17 protein-coding genes are annotated in these 20176 nt (G+C 70.6%); 7 read left to right on the top strand and 10 right to left on the bottom strand.

Annotated features, from left to right (window positions below):
* Window positions 1-10: 10 nt before the first annotated feature.
* Entirely contained in the window at window positions 11-991 is a 981-nt protein-coding gene (locus AB0M29_RS32465) for an ABC transporter ATP-binding protein (RefSeq protein ID WP_365389209.1), read from the top strand.
* Window positions 984-2054: a dipeptide ABC transporter ATP-binding protein gene (locus AB0M29_RS32460; RefSeq protein WP_365389207.1), complete on the top strand. Its 1071-nt coding sequence runs from the start codon at window positions 984-986 to the stop codon at window positions 2052-2054. The genes AB0M29_RS32465 and AB0M29_RS32460 overlap by 8 nt, the downstream gene beginning before the upstream one ends.
* Window positions 2055-2186: 132 nt before the next feature.
* Here AB0M29_RS32460 and AB0M29_RS32455 read toward each other — a convergent pair whose 3' ends face one another.
* The 5 genes from AB0M29_RS32455 to AB0M29_RS32435 all read right to left on the bottom strand — a co-directional run bounded on the left by AB0M29_RS32455 (window position 2187) and on the right by AB0M29_RS32435 (window position 8476).
* On the bottom strand, window positions 2187-3302 hold the full coding sequence (locus AB0M29_RS32455) for a dipeptide ABC transporter ATP-binding protein (RefSeq protein ID WP_365389206.1): 1116 nt from the start codon (window positions 3300-3302) through the stop codon (window positions 2187-2189).
* A gap of 22 nt (window positions 3303-3324) precedes the next feature.
* A complete protein-coding gene (locus AB0M29_RS32450; protein WP_365389205.1) occupies window positions 3325-4386 on the bottom strand; it encodes an ABC transporter ATP-binding protein in 1062 nt (353 codons plus the stop codon).
* A gap of 56 nt (window positions 4387-4442) precedes the next feature.
* On the bottom strand, window positions 4443-5426 hold the full coding sequence (locus tag AB0M29_RS32445) for an ABC transporter permease (protein WP_365389203.1): 984 nt from the start codon (window positions 5424-5426) through the stop codon (window positions 4443-4445).
* A 106-nt stretch (window positions 5427-5532) separates the two neighbouring features.
* On the bottom strand, window positions 5533-7296 hold the full coding sequence (locus AB0M29_RS32440) for an ABC transporter substrate-binding protein (protein WP_365389202.1): 1764 nt from the start codon (window positions 7294-7296) through the stop codon (window positions 5533-5535).
* 148 nt (window positions 7297-7444) lie between these two features.
* Entirely contained in the window at window positions 7445-8476 is a 1032-nt protein-coding gene (locus AB0M29_RS32435; RefSeq protein WP_365389200.1) for an ABC transporter permease, read from the bottom strand.
* A gap of 448 nt (window positions 8477-8924) precedes the next feature.
* Between AB0M29_RS32435 and AB0M29_RS32430 the strand changes: the two genes are divergently transcribed.
* Window positions 8925-10088, top strand: coding sequence for a hypothetical protein (locus tag AB0M29_RS32430; RefSeq protein ID WP_365389198.1), 1164 nt, complete (start codon window positions 8925-8927; stop codon window positions 10086-10088).
* A 44-nt stretch (window positions 10089-10132) separates the two neighbouring features.
* On the opposite strand, the gene AB0M29_RS32425 is transcribed toward AB0M29_RS32430, so the two are convergent.
* Window positions 10133-12280 carry an alpha/beta fold hydrolase gene (locus AB0M29_RS32425; RefSeq protein WP_365389196.1) on the bottom strand — a complete coding sequence of 716 codons (2148 nt, stop codon included), beginning with the start codon at window positions 12278-12280 and terminating at the stop codon, window positions 10133-10135.
* A gap of 249 nt (window positions 12281-12529) precedes the next feature.
* Between AB0M29_RS32425 and AB0M29_RS32420 the strand changes: the two genes are divergently transcribed.
* The 4 genes from AB0M29_RS32420 (at window position 12530) to AB0M29_RS32405 (ending at window position 16369) form a co-directional block, all read left to right on the top strand.
* Entirely contained in the window at window positions 12530-12724 is a 195-nt protein-coding gene (locus tag AB0M29_RS32420; protein ID WP_365389194.1) for a hypothetical protein, read from the top strand.
* A gap of 31 nt (window positions 12725-12755) precedes the next feature.
* Window positions 12756-13688, top strand: a complete 933-nt coding sequence (gene mshB, locus AB0M29_RS32415; RefSeq protein WP_365389192.1) for an N-acetyl-1-D-myo-inositol-2-amino-2-deoxy-alpha-D-glucopyranoside deacetylase — start codon at window positions 12756-12758, stop codon at window positions 13686-13688.
* On the top strand, window positions 13685-14044 hold the full coding sequence (locus tag AB0M29_RS32410; RefSeq protein WP_365389190.1) for a DUF6113 family protein: 360 nt from the start codon (window positions 13685-13687) through the stop codon (window positions 14042-14044). Before mshB ends, AB0M29_RS32410 begins: the two co-directional genes overlap by 4 nt.
* A 153-nt stretch (window positions 14045-14197) precedes the next feature.
* The gene (locus tag AB0M29_RS32405; protein WP_365389188.1) at window positions 14198-16369 is read left to right on the top strand and encodes a hypothetical protein; all 2172 of its coding nucleotides are present in this window, start codon (window positions 14198-14200) and stop codon (window positions 16367-16369) included.
* Window positions 16370-16388: 19 nt separating this feature from the next.
* Here AB0M29_RS32405 and AB0M29_RS32400 read toward each other — a convergent pair whose 3' ends face one another.
* The 4 genes from AB0M29_RS32400 to AB0M29_RS32385 form a co-directional block, all read right to left on the bottom strand.
* Window positions 16389-17147 carry a hypothetical protein gene (locus tag AB0M29_RS32400; protein ID WP_365389185.1) on the bottom strand — a complete coding sequence of 253 codons (759 nt, stop codon included), beginning with the start codon at window positions 17145-17147 and terminating at the stop codon, window positions 16389-16391.
* A gap of 81 nt (window positions 17148-17228) precedes the next feature.
* A complete protein-coding gene (locus AB0M29_RS32395) occupies window positions 17229-18401 on the bottom strand; it encodes a sensor histidine kinase (RefSeq protein ID WP_365389252.1) in 1173 nt (390 codons plus the stop codon).
* A gap of 52 nt (window positions 18402-18453) precedes the next feature.
* Entirely contained in the window at window positions 18454-19194 is a 741-nt protein-coding gene (locus tag AB0M29_RS32390) for an ABC transporter permease (protein ID WP_365389183.1), read from the bottom strand.
* Window positions 19191-20153, bottom strand: coding sequence for an ABC transporter ATP-binding protein (locus tag AB0M29_RS32385; RefSeq protein ID WP_365389180.1), 963 nt, complete (start codon window positions 20151-20153; stop codon window positions 19191-19193). The genes AB0M29_RS32390 and AB0M29_RS32385 overlap by 4 nt, the downstream gene beginning before the upstream one ends.
* Between the last annotated feature and the right edge of the window lie 23 nt (window positions 20154-20176).

Here is a 20176-nt window from a genome sequence, read left to right as displayed (position 1 = left end):
AGCCCGCACAATGACCACGCTGCTGGACGTCCGTGATCTGCACGTCGAGTTCCGCACCCGGGACGGCGTCGCCAAGGCCGTTAACGGCGTCACGTACTCGGTGGCCGAGGGCGAGACGCTCGCCGTGCTCGGCGAGTCCGGCTCCGGGAAGTCCGTCACCGCGCAGGCCATCATGGGGATCCTCGACTCCCCGCCCGGGTTCGTCACCCAGGGCGAGGTGCTCTTCCAGGGCGACGACCTGCTGAAGATGAGCGGCGAGGACCGGCGGCGGGTCCGCGGCGCCAAGATGGCGATGATCTTCCAGGACGCGCTCTCCGCCCTCAACCCGGTGCTGAGCGTGGGGGAGCAGCTCGGCGAGATGTTCGTCGTCCACCAGGGCATGTCCCGCAAGGACGCCCGCAACAAGGCCGTCGAGCTGATGGACCTGGTCCGCATCCCGGCCGCCCGGCAGCGGGTACGGGAGTTCCCGCACCAGTTCTCCGGCGGTATGCGGCAGCGCGTGATGATCGCCATGGCGATGGCCCTGGAGCCCGACCTGATCATCGCCGACGAGCCGACCACCGCGCTCGACGTGACGGTCCAGGCGCAGGTGATGGACCTGCTGGCCGACCTGCAGCGCGAGTACAACATGGGCCTGATCCTGATCACCCACGACCTCGGGGTCGTCGCCGACGTCGCCGACAAGATCGCGGTGATGTACGCGGGCCGGATCGTGGAGACCTCTCCGGTCCACGAGATCTACAAGCGGCCCGCGCACCCGTACACCAAGGGCCTGCTGGACTCCATCCCGCGCCTCGACCAGAAGGGCCGGGAGCTGTACGCGATCAAGGGCCTGCCGCCCAACCTGCTGCGCATCCCGCCGGGCTGCGCCTTCAACCCGAGGTGCCCGATGGCCCAGGACATCTGCCGCACCGATGTGCCGCCGCTGTACGACGTGGGTCCCGAGCGGGCGAGCGCCTGCTACTTCTGGAAGGAGACCCTCGGTGACTGAGCAACTCGACCAGCTGCACAAGCCGGAGGCGCCCGGGCGCGAGCCGATCCTCGAAGTCCGGGGCCTGGTCAAGCACTTCCCGCTCACCCAGGGGATCCTGTTCAAGAAGCAGATCGGCGCGGTCAAGGCCGTCGACGGCGTCTCCTTCGACCTCTTCCCGGGCGAGACGCTCGGCATCGTCGGCGAGTCCGGCTGCGGCAAGTCGACCGTCGCCAAGCTGCTGATGAACCTGGAGGTGCCGACGGAGGGCGAGATCCGGTACAAGGGCGACGACATCACCAAGCTGTCGGCGCGGGCCCTGAAGTCGGTGCGCCGCAACATCCAGATGGTCTTCCAGGACCCGTACACCTCGCTCAACCCGCGGATGACGGTCGGCGACATCATCGGCGAGCCGTACGAGATCCATCCCGAGGTGGCGCCCAAGGGCGACCGCCGCAAGCGGGTCCAGGACCTGCTGGACGTGGTCGGCCTCAACCCCGAGTACATCAACCGCTACCCGCACCAGTTCTCCGGCGGGCAGCGGCAGCGCATCGGCATCGCCCGCGGCCTGGCGCTGCGGCCCGAGATCATCGTGGCCGACGAGCCGGTCTCCGCGCTGGACGTCTCGGTGCAGGCACAGGTCGTGAACCTGATGGAGCGGCTGCAGGACGAGTTCAACCTGTCGTACATGTTCATCGCGCACGACCTGTCGATCGTCCGGCACATCTCCGACCGGGTCGGCGTGATGTACCTGGGCAAGATCGTCGAGATCGGCGCGGACGAGGCGATCTACCAGCACCCGACCCACCCGTACACCCAGGCGCTGCTCTCCGCGGTGCCCGTGCCCGACCCGGCCGCCCGCGAGCACCGCGAGCGGATCATCCTGGCCGGCGACGTCCCCTCCCCGGCCAATCCGCCCTCGGGCTGCCGCTTCCGCACCCGCTGCTGGAAGGCCCAGGAGCGCTGCGCCCTGGAGGAGCCGCTGCTCGCCGTCCCCGCCGTCTTCCGCGGCACGGCGGGACCGGCAGAACACGACTCGGCCTGCCACTTCGCCGAGGAGAAGCAGGTCGTACCCGAGGACTAGTGCCTGTCCGGCGGAGCTACGGCGTCCGGCGCCCCGCTCCCCGCCGCGGACATGCCGAAGGGCCGTATCCGGGGTGGAGCGGGGTGTCGGATACGGCCCTGGCACCGAAGCGGAGGCTGAACTGAGCCCGGGTCAAAGGGTCTTGTCAGCCGCCTCCTCGATCGCGATCAGCGCGGGGTCGAGGACGATGTCCTCTTCGCGCGCCGCGATCGTCGGCTCCTCCGGGAAGTGGCAGGCGGTCAGGTGACCGTCGCGGTTCCCGCTGATCTGGACGAGCGGCGGCTCGTCGGTCGCGCACTTGTCCTGCGCCTTCCAGCAGCGGGTGCGGAAGCGGCAGCCGGACGGCGGGTTGATCGGCGACGGCACGTCACCGGCGAGCCGGATCCGCTCACGGCCGTCGTCGTCCGGGTCGGCCTCGGGCGACGAGGACAGCAGCGCGTGGGTGTACGGGTGGCGGGGCCGCTCGTAGATCGACTCGCGGTCGCCGATCTCCACGATCTTGCCCAGGTACATCACCGCGATGCGCTGCGAGAAGTGCCGCACGATCGCCAGGTCGTGCGCGATGAACAGGAACGCGATGCCCAGCTCCTGCTGCACCTTCTGCAGCAGGTTGACCACCTGCGCCTGGATCGACACGTCCAGCGCGGAGACCGGCTCGTCGGCCACGATCAGCTTCGGGTCCAGGGCGAGCGCGCGGGCCACCCCGATGCGCTGCCGCTGGCCGCCGGAGAACTCGTGCGGGAAGCGGTTGTAGTGCTCCGGGTTGAGACCGACGATCTCCAGCAGCTCCCGCACCCGGCGCTCGCGCCCGCCGGTCGGGTTGATGTCGTTGATCTCCATCGGCGCGGAGACGATGCTGCCGACGGTCTGCCGCGGGTTCAGCGACGCGTACGGGTCCTGGAAGATCATCTGGATCTCGGACCTGATCGGCGCCAGTTCCTTGCGGCTGGAGTGCGTGATGTCCTGCCCGGCGTAGGAGACACGGCCGCCGGTCGGCTCCAGCAGGCGTGTCACCAGCCGCCCGGTGGTGGACTTCCCGCAGCCGGACTCGCCGACCATGCCCAGCGCTTCGCCGGTGTTGATGTGGAAGTCGATGCCGTCCACGGCGCGGACGTCGCCGACGTGCCGCTTGAAGATGAAGCCGCCGTTGATCGGGAAGTACTTCTGCAATCCCGAGACTTCCAGGAGCTTGTCACCCGAGGCCGGACGCGGCGTGGGGACCTTGTCCAGGGTCTGCTGTTCACTCATTGCTGTTTACCTCGACTCCTGGTCAGCGCAGCCGCGGCTGAATCTGCTCGATGAAGATGGCACGCTTCTGGTCCTGCGTCAGGTGGCACGCCGACCCCCTGCCGTCCGGAAGCGTCGGGCGTTCGGTGCGGCACCGGTCGCCGCCGACCTGCTCGGTGAATTCGCACCGGGTGTGGAAGGGGCACCCGGTCGGCGGGTTCAGCAGGCTGGGCGGCGACCCGGGGATCGGGGCCAGCGGGATGTCCACCGACGCCGACAGCCGCGGGATGGAGCCCAGCAGGCCCCACGCGTACGGGTGTTCCGGCGTCTTGAGGATGTCGCGGACGGTGCCCCGCTCCACGGCCCGCCCCGCGTACATCACCACCACGTCGTCGGCGGTGTTCGCGATCACCCCGAGGTCGTGGGTGATCAGGATGATCGCGGTGCCCATCTCCTGCTGGAGGTCCTTGAGCAGGTCCAGGATCTGCGCCTGCACCGTCACGTCCAGCGCGGTGGTCGGCTCGTCCGCGATCACCAGGTCGGGGTTGCAGACCAGTGACATCGCGATCATGGCGCGCTGCCGCATACCGCCGGAGAACTGGTGCGGGTAGTCGTCCACCCGGGTCTGCGGCTGCGGGATGCCCACCTTGCCGAGCATCTCGACGGCGCGGTCCCTGGCCTCCTTCTTGGAGGCGCCCATGTGCTTCATGTACGGCTCGGCGATCTGCCGCCCCACCGTGTAGTACGGCGACAGGGCGGTCAGCGAGTCCTGGAAGACCATGGCCATCTTCTTGCCGCGCAGCTTCTCCAGCGTCCGCTCGGAGGCGCCGGTCAGCTCCTGGCCGTCCAGCACGATCTCGCCGCTGATGGTGGTGTTGCGCGGGTTGTGCAGGCCGAGGATCGCCATGTTGGTGACCGACTTGCCGGAGCCGGACTCGCCCACGATGCCGAGCGTCTTGCCCCGGTCGAGGTCGAAGGAGAGGCCGTCGACGGCCTTCACGGTGCCGTCCTCGGTGGCGAACTGGACGTACAGGTCGCGCACGGAGAGGAAGTGCTCGGTTCCCTGAGGCGTGGGCTCGGCCTCGGGCTTCGTCAGGATGGTCACGGGCGGGTTCTCCTACCGGGTGGTGCGCTGGTCGCGGCGGGTGCGGAGTGCCGCGGTCAGGCGAGCCGGATCCGCGGGTCGATGAGGGCGTAGGCAGCGTCGACAAGGATGTTGAAGATCACGATGGCGCTGGCACTGAAGATCATCACTGCCATCTCCAGCGGCAGGTCGAGGGAGAACACCGCGTTGACCGCGAGGTTGCCCAGACCGTGCAGGCCGAAGGTGGCCTCCGTGATGATCGCGCCGCCGAAGACGGCGCCGAGGTCGATGCCGAAGATGGTGATGATCGAGGCGGCGGCGCCACGAAGGGCGTACCGGTAGAACACGTACTTCGATCCCATGCCCTTGGCGCGGGCCGTGCGGATGTGGTCCTCGGCGAGCTGCTCGACCATCAGGGAGCGGGTCTGGCGGCTGTAGTTGGACCAGAAGATCACCGACATCACCAGGCAGGGCAGCACCAGGCCGTTGAGCGAACCGATCGGGTCGGAGGACCACGTCGGGTCGTGGCCGTGGTCGAACCAGCCGAGCTTGTCGGCGAACAGCGCGATGGCCAGCGGGCCGATGAAGTAGATCTGGACCGAGTTGCCGAGCAGCGAGATCGAGCTGGCGACGCGGTCGAAGGTCTTGCCCTGCTGCCAGGCGGACAGCATGCCCAGGCCGACACCGATGATCAGGAACGCCGCGGAGCCACCGATGGCCAGCGAGAACGTGGTCGGGTAGCGGTCCGACAGCAGCGGCCAGATCGGCTGCCCGTTGGCGAAGGAGTAGCCGAAGCAGGGCGCCGGGCAGTTCTGCCCGTCGGGCATGTGGCGGCCGACGAAGATGCCGCGCATGTAGTCCCAGTACTGCTGGTAGATCGGATGGTCGAGACCCATGCGGTGGTGGATGTCGGCGACGAGGTCCTTGTTCGCGCAGTTCTTGCCGCAGGCGAGCTGCGCCGGATCCGACGGCAGCACGAAGAACATGAAATAGGTGACGAGGGTGATGAGCACCAGGATGACGATCGCGCCGAGGACGCGTCGTGTGAGGAAACGGAGCATCGGTGAGGCTCTTCCGTGGGGCGCGGGCGGGGACCGCGCAGCCAGATCCGAGGCCGGCCGGCCCCGGCTACTTTCGTGAGCCGGGGCCGGCCAGCCTGTGCGGGAACTAGTGCTTGACGAACACGGTGTTGGCGTTGATCACGCCGGTCACCGTGTTGTAGGTGACCCCACCGAGGTTGGAGCCGTAGACGTTGAAGTACTTGTCGAACAGGAACGGCACCTGGGCGGTGTCGGTCTGCAGCGAGTACTCCGAGAGCTTCTCCCACTCAGCCGACGCCGTCTTCAGGTCGGTGATCTGCTTGATGCGGTCGATCTCGCTGTTGATGTGGTCGTCGTTCAGGAAGGAGTAGTTGTTCGTACCGTCCTGAAGGTTGCGGCCGTCCATGGTCGGCGGGACCACGGTCGACGCGTTCGGCCAGTCAGCGCCCCAGCCGGTGCGGTAGATGTCGTACTGGTTGTTGACCTTGCCGACGACCGTGTAGAAGGACGTCGGGTCGATCGGCTTGCGCACGACCTCGAAGCCCGCCTTGCCCAGCGCGTTCGCGATGGACAGCGAGATCTTCTGCCAGCGCGGGGTGTTGGCGTACGGGTAGACCAGCTTCGGGTGGAGCTGACCGGCCTCCTTCAGCAGCTCCTTGGCCTTGTCGATGTCACCGGCCGGCTTGGCGAGCTTGCCGAACGGGTCGAACTGCTTCCAGCCGGCCACGGTCGGGCTGATCAGCGTGGTGCCGAGGTCGCCCTGGGCGGCGCCACCGAACGCCTGCTGCACCTGCGCCATCGGGAACGCGTACGCGATGGCCTGGCGGACCTTCGGGTTGGTGACGCGCTTGGTGTTGATGTCGAGGGTCTCGACGTACGGCTGGTACTGGTTGACCGTGCGCGACTTGTACTGCGCGTTGTTGACCAGCGTGCTCATCTGCGACGGGTCGGCCACACCGGAAAGGTCGATGGCGTTCTTGTCGTTACCCGACTGGGCCATGATGCGCTGGGTCAGACCGGGCTGCTGGATGCCCAGCTGGAAGTTCCACGAGTCCGGGTACGCGTTGCGCAGCGGGTCGGTCTTCGGGTCCCAGTACTGGTTGCGCTCGAAGACCAGCGACTTGCCGGGCTTGTACGAGGAGATCTTGTACGGGCCGGAGGAGACCGGGTGGTTGTTGTACGCGCCCTTGTCGTCCTTGGCCTTCTCGACCGGGGCGGTGACCGGCATGGCCATCGCGTACGGGGCGTCCGCGTGCGCGTCCTTGAAGTGGAAGACGATGGTCTTCTCGTCCGGCGTCGCGAGGATGTTGTCCGGGATCTCCTGGCCGGTGTACGGGCCCTTGTACATCTTGCGGTAGTCGGGGCCGTACAGCCACGCCTGGATGTACTGCGGGCCCTGGGTCTCGAAGTCCGCGTACAGGCGCTCGATGCTGTACTTGATGTCCTTCGACGTGATCGGCGTGCCGTCGTCGTACTTCAGGTTGTCCTTGAGGGTGTACGTCCAGGTCTTGCCGCCGTCCGACATCTTGCCGGTGTCGGTGGCGAGGTCGCCGACGAGGATCGTCTTCCCGGTGGTCGGGTCGATCTTGTAGCCGGTGAGCGTACGCGCGTAGAGGACCGAGACCGAGAGCTGGTCACTGACGTACTGCTGGCCCGGGTCCAGGTAGTCGAAGCCAGCCTGGTCCATGTCCTGGACCGTGCCGCCCTTGACCGCGCCGGGCACGGCCGGAGCCGGACCGGCGGAGTCGGCCGCGGTGCCGAGACCGTAGTTCGGGACCGTCGCCTTCGGGCCCCCCGCGTTGCCCTTGCTGCCACCGGTGCCGTTGCTGCTGCCGCTGCTGCACGCGGCGGTCAGCGACAGCGCGCCGGCCGCCACAAGGGCTGCCGCCAAGCGAACCTTGCTGTTTCTCATGAAATCCTGCCTGTCACTGGACTGAACTGCCACCGATGCCGACATCCGCGCCCGCAGGAGACGGGGCCTTCCGACGACCTGGACAACTTGTAACTGGAGCCTGCTAGCTGTCGTGCGGACTAGCGGTCTAGCGAAGGGTCTTCGGGTCGAGAGCGTCCCGGACCGAGTCCCCGAGCAGGTTGAAGGCGATCACGAAGATCACCATCGCGATGCCGGGGAAGAACATGAAGGTGATGTCGCTCGAGTAGTACGTCGCGCCGGTCTGGAACATCAGTCCCCAGTCCGGGGTCGGGTCGAGAAGGCCGACACCGAGGAACGACAGACCCGCTTCCGTGGTGACGAAGACGGGGAGCAGCAGGGTCGACTGGACCAGGATGGTGCTCCAGATGTTCGGCAGGAGTTCCTTGCGGATGATGCGCCAGGAGGACGCGCCGCTGATGCGCGCCGCCTCCACGAACTCCCGCTCCCGCAGGCTCAGTACCTGCGCGCGGACCAGTCGGCCGATGCTCATCCAGCCGAGCAGGAACTGCACGGAGATCAGCACCAGCGGCCGCACCCACCACCCCTCCGGGTCGCCGACGCCCACGAAGAGCGAGATGGCCACCGGGGAGAACGCGATGAAGAACAACTGCGACGGGAACGACAGCATGAAGTCGGAGAACCGGCCCATGAAGTAGTCGGTCTTGCCGCCGAGGTATCCCTGGGCGAGACCGAACAGCACGCCCGTGACCACCGAGATCAGCGTCACCGCCGTGGCGATGGCGAGCGAGTTGCGGATGCCGTAGAGCAGGAGCGCGAAGACGTCGCGGCCAAGGGCGGGTTCGATGCCGAACCAGTGGGTGGAGCTGATGCCGCCGTTCGGTGCGATGGGCAGGCCGTAGCTGTCGAGCAGGCCGTCGTCCTGGCCGTACAGGTCAAAGGCGTTCTGCCCGTAGAGCTTGGTGATCAGGGGAGCGGCTACGGCGACGACCAGAAAGAACGCCACGATGATCGCGCATACGATGCCGGTTCTGTCGCGCTTGAAGCGCAGCCAGGCGAGTTGGCGTGGTGTCCTACCGGCGAGATCCGCCGCGCCCTTGTCGCCCGGGGTGCCGGACTTGCCCTCTGGTTCGAGGGTGAGGCTGTCGCCGTCAACGGCAGCCTGGCTTGGACTCGTCATTGGTTACATCCCCCGGGACCGAGAGCGTGCGTTGCGACGCGTTGTGCGCGTCGCGGGTTGATGCGGACTTTCGCAATGGAATCAACTTCCAGTCAAGGGGGGGAGGAGGGAAGAAACCTTGTTGTATGGCATCTTGAGCGAAGATTTTGCAGATCGTCCTCCTTACGTGCTTGACAGTGATCCAAAAGATCGGGCATGTCGGACATGTCGTCCCCAATCGCGTTAACACGCAGGCAACTTGACTGTCGCAGCTCCGATATACGGACGTAGCAGTCTGAACAACGTACGGACGCGCGGTGACGACCGGCCCGCCGAGGCCGTGGCCGGGGCCTCGACCGGCCGTTTCGTGAACTTCCCCCGACCGCCTTTCGCATTTTTGAATCGACTGTTCCTACCCAAGTTGCGCGGGTATATCTGAGGGAACACTCGGCCGTCGGGGGAGAAGGCCATGCAGCAGTACATGCCCAACGACGCGGTGTCCGGCGGGGCGCCCGGCGTCCGGCGGGAGACCACGCTCAGCACGAACGCGCGGATGGCGGGGGCGCTGATCTGCGCGGCTCTCCTCGTCGTCGAGATCGCCTGGACCGTCAGGGACATCAACGCGATGGGATTCCACGACACCGTGTGGGGCTGGCTGAACCTCCAGCTCCCGGGAACCAAGCACGCGCTGCTGGCCACCGGCGGACTCGACGGCATCCTGGTCGCGGTGATCGCCGGGGCCTTCGTCTGCGCCTGGCGACCCGGCGCCGCCTGGGCCTTCGTGACCGCCGGCCTGTTCGCCGCGCTCTTCCGGATCCCCGCGCTGTGGGTATTCACCGCGCACTGGTCGCAGGGGGCGCCGCTGCGCGGCCGCGCGCTGGCCACCGGGATCGGATTCGCCGTCGCCGGGGTGGCACTGGTGCTGCTCGGCCTGCTCGGCAGGGAGCCGGTGCTGCCCGGCGGCAGCGGGGTCGCGCCCCGCCCGCCGCGCCGCGGGCCCGCGCTGGCCGGGGGAGTGGTGCTGCTCCTGCTGGCGGTGGAGCTGGCCGGGTGGCAGTTCTACGACCTGCAGAAATACAACGACGAAGGGTATCCGCCGCATCTGTACGAGCATCTGCTGACCGGCGAGGGCACCCTGTCGTCGCTGCTCGACGCGCCCTTCGTCTGGGCTTCCTGGGTGCTGGTGGCGCTGTCGGTGGCCGCGGCGGTCGCCGCCTTCCGCGGCGCCCCGCTGGCCCGGCCGCTCGGGATGGCCATCGGCGGCGCGATGTTCTTCAACGCCGTGGTGGCGCTCGACGCCTGGCACACCGAGAAGATGCTTTTCAAATTCAACCAGTTGCCGGACTCCATGAAGAGCCAGCAGGTGACTCTGGTATTCGAGTTGGTGGCGGGGCTCCTGCTATTCGTGTTGTTCGTGGTGCGTGGAAATCGCATTGTGCCGCCGAATTCGCCCTGGGCCCCGCAGCCGCCCCGCTACGGACAGCCCGGCTGGGGTGTGCCGCCCCAGCAGCCCGCTCCCGGCGGCTTCGGACCGCCGCCGCCCCTGCCGTCGAACTACCCGCCGGGAGCCCCTCCGTCGCCCTCCGGGCCGCCCTCCCAGCCCCCGGGAGCCGGGGGCTGGGGCCCGCGCTAGCCGGGCCACGGGCGGGCTCGGGCCGGGCGCCCCGGCCCGCCCGCTCAGGTCGCGGGGCCGGCCGTGCCCAACGCCCGCTTGAGGAAGTCCACCTGGAGCAGCAGCAGATTCTCCGCGACCTGCTCCTGCGGGGTCATGTGCGTGACGCCCGACAGCGGCAGCACCTCGTGCGGACGGCCCGCGGCGAGCAGCGCGGTGGACAGCCGCAGCGAGTGGGCGACCAGCACGTTGTCATCGGCGAGGCCGTGGATGATCATCAACGGGCGGGCGGGCTCGGCCAGTTCGGTGATGCCGGCCTCGGTGATCACCGAGTTGCGGTCGTATACCTCCGGCCGCTCGTCGGGGTGGCCCAGATACCGCTCCATGTAGTGCGTGTCGTAGAGCCGCATGTCGGTCACGGGCGCGCCGACGACCGCCGCGTGGAAGACGTCGGGGCGGCGCAGCGCCGCCAGCGCGGCGAGGTAACCGCCGTACGACCAGCCGCGGATGGCGACCCTGCCGAGGTCCAGCGGATACTGCGCGGCCAGCGCGTGCAGCGCGGCGATCTGGTCGCCGACCGAGACGCCGGCGAAGTCGAACGCGATGGCCTTCTCCCAGGCGGGGGAGCGCCCCGGGGTGCCGCGGCCGTCCGCGACCACCACCGCGAAGCCCTGGTCGGCGAACCACTGCGAGACCAGGTGCGCGTTGTGCGCCGCGAGCACCCGCGCGCCGTGCGGGCCGCCGTACGGGTCGAGCAGCACCGGCAGCGGCCCGTCGCCCTCCGCGTAACCGGTGGGCAGCAGCACGGCGCACGGGATGCGGTCCTCGCCCGCCTCGGTCAGCCGCACCCGCGCGGTCAGCGACGGCCGCTCCGCGTACGACGCGATGTCCACGACCGGCTTGCCGCCGCGCAGCACCTGGACGGTGCTTCCGGGCCGGTCGAGCGCCGCGGAGACCAGGACGGTCAACTCCCCGCCGCGCACGGCCCCGTGGACCCCGGGCCGCTCCGAGACGCGCACGGCGCCCAGCGCGCTCACCCGGTAGACGTGCACCTCCCCGGTCTCCGGCTCGGCGGCCCCCTCGCCCGCCGCCGCGGTGACCAGGACGTCCTGCTCCCCGGCGTCGAGCACCGCGCGCACCTGGAGGTCGGCGCCGGTCAGCACCCGGTCGCCGACCGCCAGCACCCGCGCGCCCGCCTCGTCCGAGATCCGCACGAGCCGCCCGTCCGGCGTCCAGGCCGGGACCCCAGGGAAGAGATCCAGCCAAATTCGATCTTCCTCCGCGTGCACCGGACGCGTGGCACCCGTCGACTCGTCCACCGTCAGGTAGAGCTGGCCGCGCTGGTCGCGGCTCTGCACCAGGAGCAGCGGCGGGCCGGCCGCCGACCAGTGCACCGAGGCCAGGTACGGATAGCGCTCCCGGTCCCATGTCACGTCCTGCCGGGAGCCGTCGAGGCCCAGCAGGGCCAGCGTCACCACCGCGTTGGCCGTGCCCGCGGCCGGGTAGGCCACCTCGGCCGGCGGCCGGTTCGGGTGCGCGGGATCGGAGATCCACCACCGCTCCACCGGGGACTCGTCCACCCGCGCGACCAGCAGCGCCGTGCTGTCGGGCGACCACCAGAAGCCGCGGCTGCGGTCCATCTCCTCGGCCGCCAGGAACTCCGCGAGCCCCCACGTCACCGACTCCCCGTCCGGCTCGGCCAGCGCCCGGTCCGAGGCCCCCGCGTCCTCGCCGTCCGCCGCGACCAGCCGCAGGGCGCCGCCCGACGCGTACGCCACCCAGCGGCCGTCCGGCGACGGCCGCGGGTCCACCACGGGCCCCGGCACCGGCAGTTCGCATGCACCCGGCCCCTGCGGCAGCAGCCCGGCGGTGAACAGCCGCCCCGACAGGGTGAAGGCGGCCATCGACGCCGCGTCGTCCACCGCGTAGCCGACGACGCCCGCGGAGCCCTCGCGGCTGCGCTCCCTGCGGGCCCGCTCCTCCGGCGACAGCCGCTCCTCGCCACCGCCCAGCAGCGCCGCCGGATCGGCCGCCACCCGCTCCCCGCCGTCCGCCACGTCCAGCACCCACAGCATCTGCGCGCGGTCGGATCCCGACCGCGACCGCAGGAAGATCACACGGGTCCCGTCAGGGGCCACCGAGAAGGAGCGCGGGGCGCCGAGGGTGAACCGCTGGGTCCTCGCGTACTGCCGGGGAAATGAGAGCTGCGTCATATCCGTGACAGTAGGGGGTACCTCTGACAGTCGGCCCGAACGCCGCGTCCGGACCCCCGGCGTACCGCCCCACCTGCGCCGGAGCGTCAGGGCGCCCCGGCGGCCGTTGGCTGGATCTGGTCATGCGCCCCCGTGTGCTTCCGTGCCCCGACATATGCGGTGGCACGTAAAGTTATGATCAGTAGCCGTGGGTGGGTAATAAGCATGTGGCAACTGACATGAACCCTGCGTACTGGGAGGTGAGCCGCTGTGGCACTCTCGATTTCGGCGGTGCTGCTGCTGCTGATCGTCGTGGTCCTGCTGATCCGCCGGTCCGGGCTGAAAGCCGGGCACGCCATCGCCTGTACGTTGTTGGGCTTCTATCTGGCGAGTTCGACGGCCGCGCCGACGATCACCGAGTTCACCAACAACGTCGCCGGGATGATCTCGGACATCAAGTTCTGAGTGGTCGCGGTGGGAGCCTTAGGCTTCCCCCATGACCGACCTTCCCGAGCGGCGGCTGTTGCTCGTCCACGCTCATCCGGACGACGAGACGATCAACAACGGCGCGACCATGGCCAAGTACGCGGCCGAGGGTGCCCTGGTCACCCTCGTCACCTGCACCCTCGGGGAAGAGGGTGAGGTGATCCCGGCGGAGCTGGCGCACCTCGCCGCCGACCGCGACGACACCCTCGGCGAGCACCGCGTCGGCGAGCTGGCCGCGGCGATGGCCGAGCTGGGCGTCAGCGACCACCGCTTCCTCGGCGGCCCCGGCCGCTACCGCGACTCCGGAATGATGGGCGTCGTCCAGAACGACCACCCCGACTGCTTCTGGCAGGCCGACGTCGACGAGGCGGCGGGCCATCTGGCCGAGGTCATCCTCGACACCCGCCCGCAGGCGATGGTCACCTACGACAGCAACGGCGGCTACGGCCACCCCGACCACATCCAGGCCCACCGGGTCGCCCTGCGCGGCTACGAACTCGCCGCCGACCAGGGCCACCTGGTCGACCGGGTCTACGAGATCTGCACCCCGCGCTCCGTGGCCGAGGAGGGCTTCGCGCGGCTGGCAGAGGCGGGCAGCCCGTTCCCGTCGATCGCCACGCTGGACGACATCCCCGGCGTGCTCGACGACGATCTGGTGACGGCCACCGTCGACGGCGCCGAGTTCGCCGGCCGCAAGACCGCCGCGATGCGCGCGCACGCCACCCAGATCGCCGTGGACGGCCCCTTCTTCGCGCTCTCCAACGACCTCGGCCAGCCGCTCTCCGCCATCGAGCACTACCGGCAGGTGCGCGGCGAGGTCCCCGAGGGCCGGGTCGACACCCTCTTCCCCGCCGAGTCCGTCGTCACGGCGGACTCCGTCACGGCGGATCCCGTCACCGCGGCGCAAGCGGAATCCGCCGCGAGCGGTGGGGAGGAGCGATGAGCCAGCAGGGCCGTATCGTCAGTTACATCCTCCTCGGGGTGCTCGGCGTCGTCGTCGCGGGCGCCGGGTCGCTGGTGCAGGCGGGCTGGTTCCCGGGCGGACTGCTGCTCGGGCTGGCCGGCTGCGCGGCCGTCTTCTACGGCGGCGCGAAGCTCACCGGGACCCGGCTCGGAGCCGTCATCCCCGCCGCCGTGTGGCTGGTGTGCGTGGTGTTGCTCAGCTCCACCCGGCCGGAAGGTGACTTCCTGTTCGCCGCCGGTCTCGGGCCGTATGTCTACCTGCTCGGCGGGGCGCTGGCCGGCGTGATCTGCGCCACCCTGCCCCAACTACCCGCATCCAGGGCGAACAGCACCTGACTTGGCGGTCCGGGGCGGGCGCGTGGTTGGCTGAGACCGAGCGTTCCGCAGGACCACGGTCGGTGTTCCGCACCGATGGGTATGGTGGTGCGCGCCGGCGAGCCGCCCGCGGAGAACCGTGACGGGTGGCGAAGCTAACCGGGAGAGCCTGCTTTGAGTCGTGAATCTGACAGTTCGTCCTCCGGGCCCCAGGGCCGCGGAGGTGCCGCGTACCCGTCGGGGACGCCGCCGTACGGCAGCCGTCCTTTTCCCTCGCTGCACCCGCAGGAGCGGCCGAGGCCGGGCGGCGCCGACGCCGACGGCGCTCCCGCCGTGCCCGAGGCGCCCGCCGCCGCGCCCGACGAGCCGAAGACCGAGACGACGCTGACCACCCGGATCCGGATCAACATCCCCGGGTCGCGCCCCATTCCGCCCGTCGTCGTCCGCACCCCGGTCGACGAGAGCACCGTGGCGCCCGCGCCCGAGCCCACTCCGGTCGCCGAGGCGGCGCCCGAGGCGGAGGCCCCGGCGACGGAAGCGGAACCCGAGAAGACCAGCGACTGGTTCGCGCCGCGCAAGCAGCAGGCGGCCGCCCCCGGGGCGGCACCGGCAGCCCCCGCGCCGCCGCCCGCCGCCGGCCCGGCAGCCGGTCCCGCGCCCTCTTCGGCGCCGGGCCCCCTGCCCGGTCCCGACTCCACCGGTTCCACCCCTTATCTCCCGCCGCCCGTCGGCGCCCCGTTCGACGACGGCCAGGGCGGCCCCTCGGCCCGCGGCCCGCACGACACCCCGGCGGGCGGCTTCGCGTCGCCGTTCGCCCCGGACGAGCCCTTCGCGCCGGAGCGGCCGCACGGTACGGAGGAGCCGCAGTTCGGCGGCGGTCCCTCCGTGTTCGGCACCGACGCCTTCCCGCCGGGCGTACCGCGCCCGAGCGAGGCGTTCCCCAACGAGCCGTTCCCCGGCCCCGATCCGTTCGCACCGCGCCCCGACGACCCGCAGGGCCCGCCCGCCGGGACGCCGTTCGGCACCGCGGCAGGGCCGTACGCCCCGCCGCGCGAGCCCGGCACCGACGACCCGTTCCCCGACTACCAGCCGCCCGCGGGCCCCACGGCGGGACCGGTCACCGGGGACATGCTGGTGCCGCCCATGCAGGGGGGCCGCGGTCCCGCCGGTTTCCGGCCGCCCGTGCCGCCGCCCGGCGCCGGACCCGACCAGAGACCCGGCCCCGAGTCGGGCCTCCGCTTCGACCCCGACTTCCGTCCGGACGAGCCCGGCTACCCGGCGCCCGGCGAGCGGGTGTCGGGCGACACCCTCGTCAGCGGCATCCCGGCCGTACCCGTCCCGGAGCAGCGCGCCCCCGCGGCGCCCGCGCCCGCCTCCCGGCCCGCCCCGGCGAAGAAGAAGGGCCGCTCCAAGTTGGTGCTGCTCGGCGCCGGTGTGTGCGCGCTGGTCGTGCTGGCGTACGGCGCGGGCCTGTTGATGGACCACGCCGACGTGCCGAAGGGCACCACCGTGCTCGGCGTCGACATCGGCGACCAGACCAGGGACGACGCGGTCAAGATGCTGGACAGCGCGCTCGGCAACCGGACCACCGCCCCGCTCGTGCTCACCATCGGCGGCCGCAAGGCGAGCCTGAAGCCGTCGGTGGCGGGTCTGTCCATCGACACCCAGGCCACGGTCCGCGCGGTCGCGCACTCCGACTACAACCCGGTCTCCGTCATCGGCTCCCTCTTCGGCGGCAGCCGTAACGCCGACCCGGTGATAGTGGTCGACGAGGACAAGCTGAAGGTCGCCCTCCAGTCGGTGGCGGGCGCCAACACCCCCGGCACCGACGGCATGGTGCGCTTCGCCGACGGCAAGGCCATCGCCGTGCCCGGCAAGCCGCGGCAGAGCTTCGACGTGGACGCCGCGGCCAAGCTGGTCGCCGCCGCGTACCGCACCCGGGCCGAGACCGGCGCCGACCAGCCGATCGCCCTCACCGTCACCACCGCGCCGCCGAAGGTCACCCAGGCCGCGCTCGACGCGGCGGTCAACGGCTTCGGCAAGACGGCGATGTCCGACCTCGTGTCCGTGCGGGCCGGTGTCCACAAGATCAGGTTCGGGCCCAACAAGTCGCTGCCGAAGTTCCTGACGATGGTCCCCGACGCCACCGGCAAGCTGCAGCCGCACATCGACCTGACCGTCCTGCAGAGCCTCTACGGCAAGACGTTCGTCGGTGTCCAACTGCAGCGCTCCAACGGCACGAAGAGCGCGGTGACCGCCCAGGACGTCGCCAACGCCCTGATCCCGGCGCTCAGCGCGACCACCACGGCGGGCCGCAACGTGGCGCTGCCCAACAGCTCCGGCTGAGCCCGCCCCTGACGTTCCGTCAGCCCCGGCGCCGCTGCCACCAGCGGCGCGGGCTGGTGGGGGCGAGGGCGTGCACGGCCGGGCGGATGCGGTCGAAGGTCACCACGGTGTACGGCGATTCGCCGGGCAGCACCAGGCCGAGGCAGACCAGCTTGAACTGCTCCTCGCCGAGCGGGATGCCGAGGAAGACCGGCGCGCCCGCGTAGCCCGCGGGGAGTTCACCCTCCCAGCGGACGACCCCGCCGTCGTCGCGGGTGACCGAGCCGACGACCGTCGACTGCGGGCGCTCGTCCTGCTCGGGGTCCGCGGCGTGCCCCAGGACGTACGCCGGGACCGGTTCGGCGCCGAGCGCGGCGATGTCGTCGGCGACGGCGGCCAGCCCCTCGGTGATCTCCTCGGTGGTCCAGGTCCAGCCCTTGCGCTCGGCGTGGGTGTGCAGGTCGACGGTGGGCATCACCGCGACGCCGAGGCCCTCCAGCCGGATCCACTTGCTCGCGAAGTCGGGCATCATCAGCTGGTCGGCGCTGCCCTCGGGGGAGCACAGGCCGTCCCGCAGCGTCCACTGCCCCAGCTCGTGCCGGGTCAGCTCCTCGGCCGTCACCAGATACTGCCGGATCACCTCCCGGCCGGGTGTGGAGGAGTCGACGAGGTCGTTGTACCAGAACGCCGTACCGGCGTCGCGGTGCGCGCGTGGCTCCGTGAACGGCAGGGTCGAACGACCCGCGACATCCAGGACGGCGTTGACGATCAGGCTCTGGGGAGCGGGAGTCTCAGGCACGCTGTCGGACACTACTACCCCGCCCCCCGCCGCTTCTCGCCCCATGCCCGTCGCGGGCCGGGCACGCGCCCTGGCCGGGCGCTAGTCGCCGAGCGGCTCGGCCCCCACGGGCGCCGGGTCGGTCGGGACCGTGGCGCGCAGCGTGAAGCCGCCGTCGCCCGCCCGGTCGGTGGTGAGGGTGCCGCCCGCCAGGATCAGGCGCTCGGTGAGGCCGGTGAGGCCGTTGCCCGGGGTGTGCTGCTCCGCGGGGCCGCGGCCGTCGTCCGAGACGGTGAGGGTGGCGGTGGTCGCGTCCGCGGCGGAGGACAGCGCGATGACGCACAACTGGGCGCCGCTGTGGCGTACGACATTGGTGACCGCCTCGCGCAGCGCCCACGCCAGGGCGCTCTCGCCGTCCGGGGCGAGGCCCGGCAGCCGCTCGGGCTGGTGCACCCGGGCGGCGATCCCCGCGGAGGCCAACGCCGAGCGGGCGGAGGCGAGTTCGGCGGCCAGCGTGGGCCGCCGGTAGCCGCTGACCGCTTCCCGTACGTCGACCAGCGCCTGCCTGCTGACCTTCTCGATGTCGGCGACCTGCTGGGCGGCGTCCTCCGGGCGGTCCGGCAGCATCCGTCCGGCGAGTTCGCTCTTCAGAGTGATCAGGGACAGCGAGTGCCCGAGCAGGTCGTGCAGGTCGCGGGCGAGCCGCAGCCGCTCCTCGGTGGCCGCCAGGTGCGCCACGGTCTCCCGGGCCTCCCGCAACTCCCGCATGGTCCGCACCAGTTGCCTGATGCCGACCATCGCGAAACCGCCGAGCAGCGCCGGGATCAGCAGCGCCGGGTAGAGGTCGCCCGGCCGGTCCACGGCGGTGCCGACCGCCGCCAGCGCGGCTGTCACGGCCGGTACCGCCCACCGGGACTGCCTGCCCGGCAGCGCCGCGCCGCAGCCCACCGACACGTACACGAAGAGCACCAGCCAGTCCTTGCCGAGCGTCGCCGACAGGGTCAGGGCGAGCACCGCCTCGGCGGCGAGGACCCCGTACACCCAGCGCTCCGGCGGGTGGCCGGTGTTGGTGCGCAGGAAGACCACGGCCAGGTACGAGCAGACGAAGGCGGTGAGGCCCAGGGCGGCCAGTACGGTGACGACCACGCCGTGGCCGCCGTCCGCCAGATCGCTCACCGGCGAGCCCAGGTAGAGCAGCCAGATGCCGATCCACATCAGCTTGACCAGCGCCTGCTTGCGGGTCTCGGGCACGCGTCCCATAGCGGTGGTGTCCATCGACTCCACCTCCTGGCGCCATGGCGGCCAGCGCTCTTCGAGGTTCATACGCTCATGCTTTCCGGGTGTCCTTGCGGTACATCCACGCCGCGCCGCCCGCGAACAGCAGCAGGTAGAACGCGAGGACCAGGATGTCCTTCATGTGCGGGGCGCTGCCGAACTCGATGGACTGGCCGAGCGCGGCGTACGGCCGTCCCGGCAGATAGCCCGCGAGGGTCTGCAGCCAGCCGGGGAAGTTGGTGATCGGCAGCCACAGGCCGCCGAGGCCCGCGAGCCCGAAGTAGAAGATCATCGAGATCGGCCGGGCCGCGTCCGCGGTGGCGATGTAGCCGATGGCCACGCCGAGCGCCGCGAAGACCATGCTGCCCGCCCAGGTGCTGAACGCGATGGCGATCCACTGCCAGGCGTCGAGCTTCACGTCCTTCACGGTCGCGCCCAGGACCAGCACGATCAGGATCGACGGCAGGCTGACGGTCGCCGCGGAGGCGATCTTCGCGATCACGTAGCTGCGGCCGGGCAGCGCGGTCAGCCGCAACTGGCGTACCCAGCCCTTCTCGCGCTCCCGGGCGATCCGCTCCGCGTTGCCCATCAGCACGGCGGTCATCGCGCCGAAGGACGCCATCGCCACCATGTAGTAGGCCACGTAACTCAGGTGCAGACCCTCGATCTGCTTGTGCTTGTCGGTGCCCAGGGTGCTGATCATGAACAGCATCGCCGGGTACAGCACCGAGAAGAACATGAACTTGCGGTTCCGCAGGGTGCGGACGATCTCCAGTCGGACCAGTGTCTTCATCGGTCTCCCGCCTCCTCGGCGGTGGCAGCGTCGGTGATGGCGAGGAAGGCCTGCTCCAGGCCGAGCCCGGAGACCTCCAGATTGCGCGGGTAGAGCCCCAGGCCGTACACCGCGTGCATCGTGGCGTCCGCGTCCTCGGAGCGGATCCGCACCGTCGGGCCGGTGACGTCCAGCCCGGCCAGGTGCGGCAGGGCACGCAGCGCGGCCTCGTCGACCGGGCCTTCGAGGTCGAAGGTGATCCGGCGGGCGCCCGCCCGCGCCTTGATCTCGGCGGCGGTGGCGTCGGCGATCAGCCGCCCGTGGTGCATGACCAGAACGCGGTCGGCGATCGCGTCCGCCTCCTCCAGGTAGTGCGTGGCGAACAGCACGGTACGGCCCTGCTGGACCTGGCCGCGCATCGTCGCCCAGAACGCCTGCCGGGCGCTGACGTCCATGCCGACGGTCGGCTCGTCCAGCACGATCAGGTCGTTCGCCCCGGCGGTGGCCAGCGCGAAGCGGACCCGCTGCTCCTGGCCGCCGGAGAGCTTGTTGACCTTGCGGTCGTGGATGTCGGCGATGCCGGAGTCGGCCAGCACCTGCTCGACGGGGTAGGCGCGCGGGTGCAGGTCGCAGGCGAGCCGGACCAGTTCGCGCACCGTCACCTCCTCCATCAGGCCGCCGCTCTGCAGCATCGCGCCGACCCGTCCGGCCGCGATGGCCTGCGTCGGCGTGGTGCCGAAGAGGCGGACGGTGCCGCTGTCCGGGTTGCGCAGGCCCAGCAGCAGGTCGAGCGCGGAGGACTTGCCCGCGCCGTTCGGCCCGAGCAGCGCCACGGTCTGGCCGGGGTAGAGGGCGAGGGACACGTCGGCCACCGCGTGCACGGCGCCGTAGCTCTTGTTCACTCCGGAGAATGCGACCACGGGTTCGCCCTCGTGGGCGGCTCCCGGGCCGTTCGCGGTGGTCACGACAGTTGCGGTCATGAGCACAGCTTCCCCGGCACGCG

The organism is Streptomyces sp. NPDC051976 (genome assembly GCF_040680795.1).
Taxonomy (GTDB): domain Bacteria; phylum Actinomycetota; class Actinomycetes; order Streptomycetales; family Streptomycetaceae; genus Actinacidiphila.
This window is presented reverse-complemented; position numbering and strand designations above follow the sequence as displayed.

What these genes read in the sequence shown, in the direction of transcription:
- AB0M29_RS32410 (WP_365389190.1), top strand. Translation starts at nt 13,685, where the DNA reads ATGAGCCAGCAGGGCCGTATCGTCAGTTACATCCTCCTCGGGGTGCTC.
- AB0M29_RS32425 (WP_365389196.1), bottom strand. Translation starts at nt 12,280, where the DNA reads ATGACGCAGCTCTCATTTCCCCGGCAGTACGCGAGGACCCAGCGGTTC.
- AB0M29_RS32430 (WP_365389198.1), top strand. Translation starts at nt 8,925, where the DNA reads ATGCAGCAGTACATGCCCAACGACGCGGTGTCCGGCGGGGCGCCCGGC.
- AB0M29_RS32390 (WP_365389183.1), bottom strand. Translation starts at nt 19,194, where the DNA reads ATGAAGACACTGGTCCGACTGGAGATCGTCCGCACCCTGCGGAACCGC.
- mshB (WP_365389192.1), top strand. Translation starts at nt 12,756, where the DNA reads ATGACCGACCTTCCCGAGCGGCGGCTGTTGCTCGTCCACGCTCATCCG.
- AB0M29_RS32395 (WP_365389252.1), bottom strand. Translation starts at nt 18,401, where the DNA reads ATGGACACCACCGCTATGGGACGCGTGCCCGAGACCCGCAAGCAGGCG.
- AB0M29_RS32385 (WP_365389180.1), bottom strand. Translation starts at nt 20,153, where the DNA reads ATGACCGCAACTGTCGTGACCACCGCGAACGGCCCGGGAGCCGCCCAC.
- AB0M29_RS32435 (WP_365389200.1), bottom strand. Translation starts at nt 8,476, where the DNA reads ATGACGAGTCCAAGCCAGGCTGCCGTTGACGGCGACAGCCTCACCCTC.
- AB0M29_RS32455 (WP_365389206.1), bottom strand. Translation starts at nt 3,302, where the DNA reads ATGAGTGAACAGCAGACCCTGGACAAGGTCCCCACGCCGCGTCCGGCC.
- AB0M29_RS32465 (WP_365389209.1), top strand. Translation starts at nt 11, where the DNA reads ATGACCACGCTGCTGGACGTCCGTGATCTGCACGTCGAGTTCCGCACC.
- AB0M29_RS32445 (WP_365389203.1), bottom strand. Translation starts at nt 5,426, where the DNA reads ATGCTCCGTTTCCTCACACGACGCGTCCTCGGCGCGATCGTCATCCTG.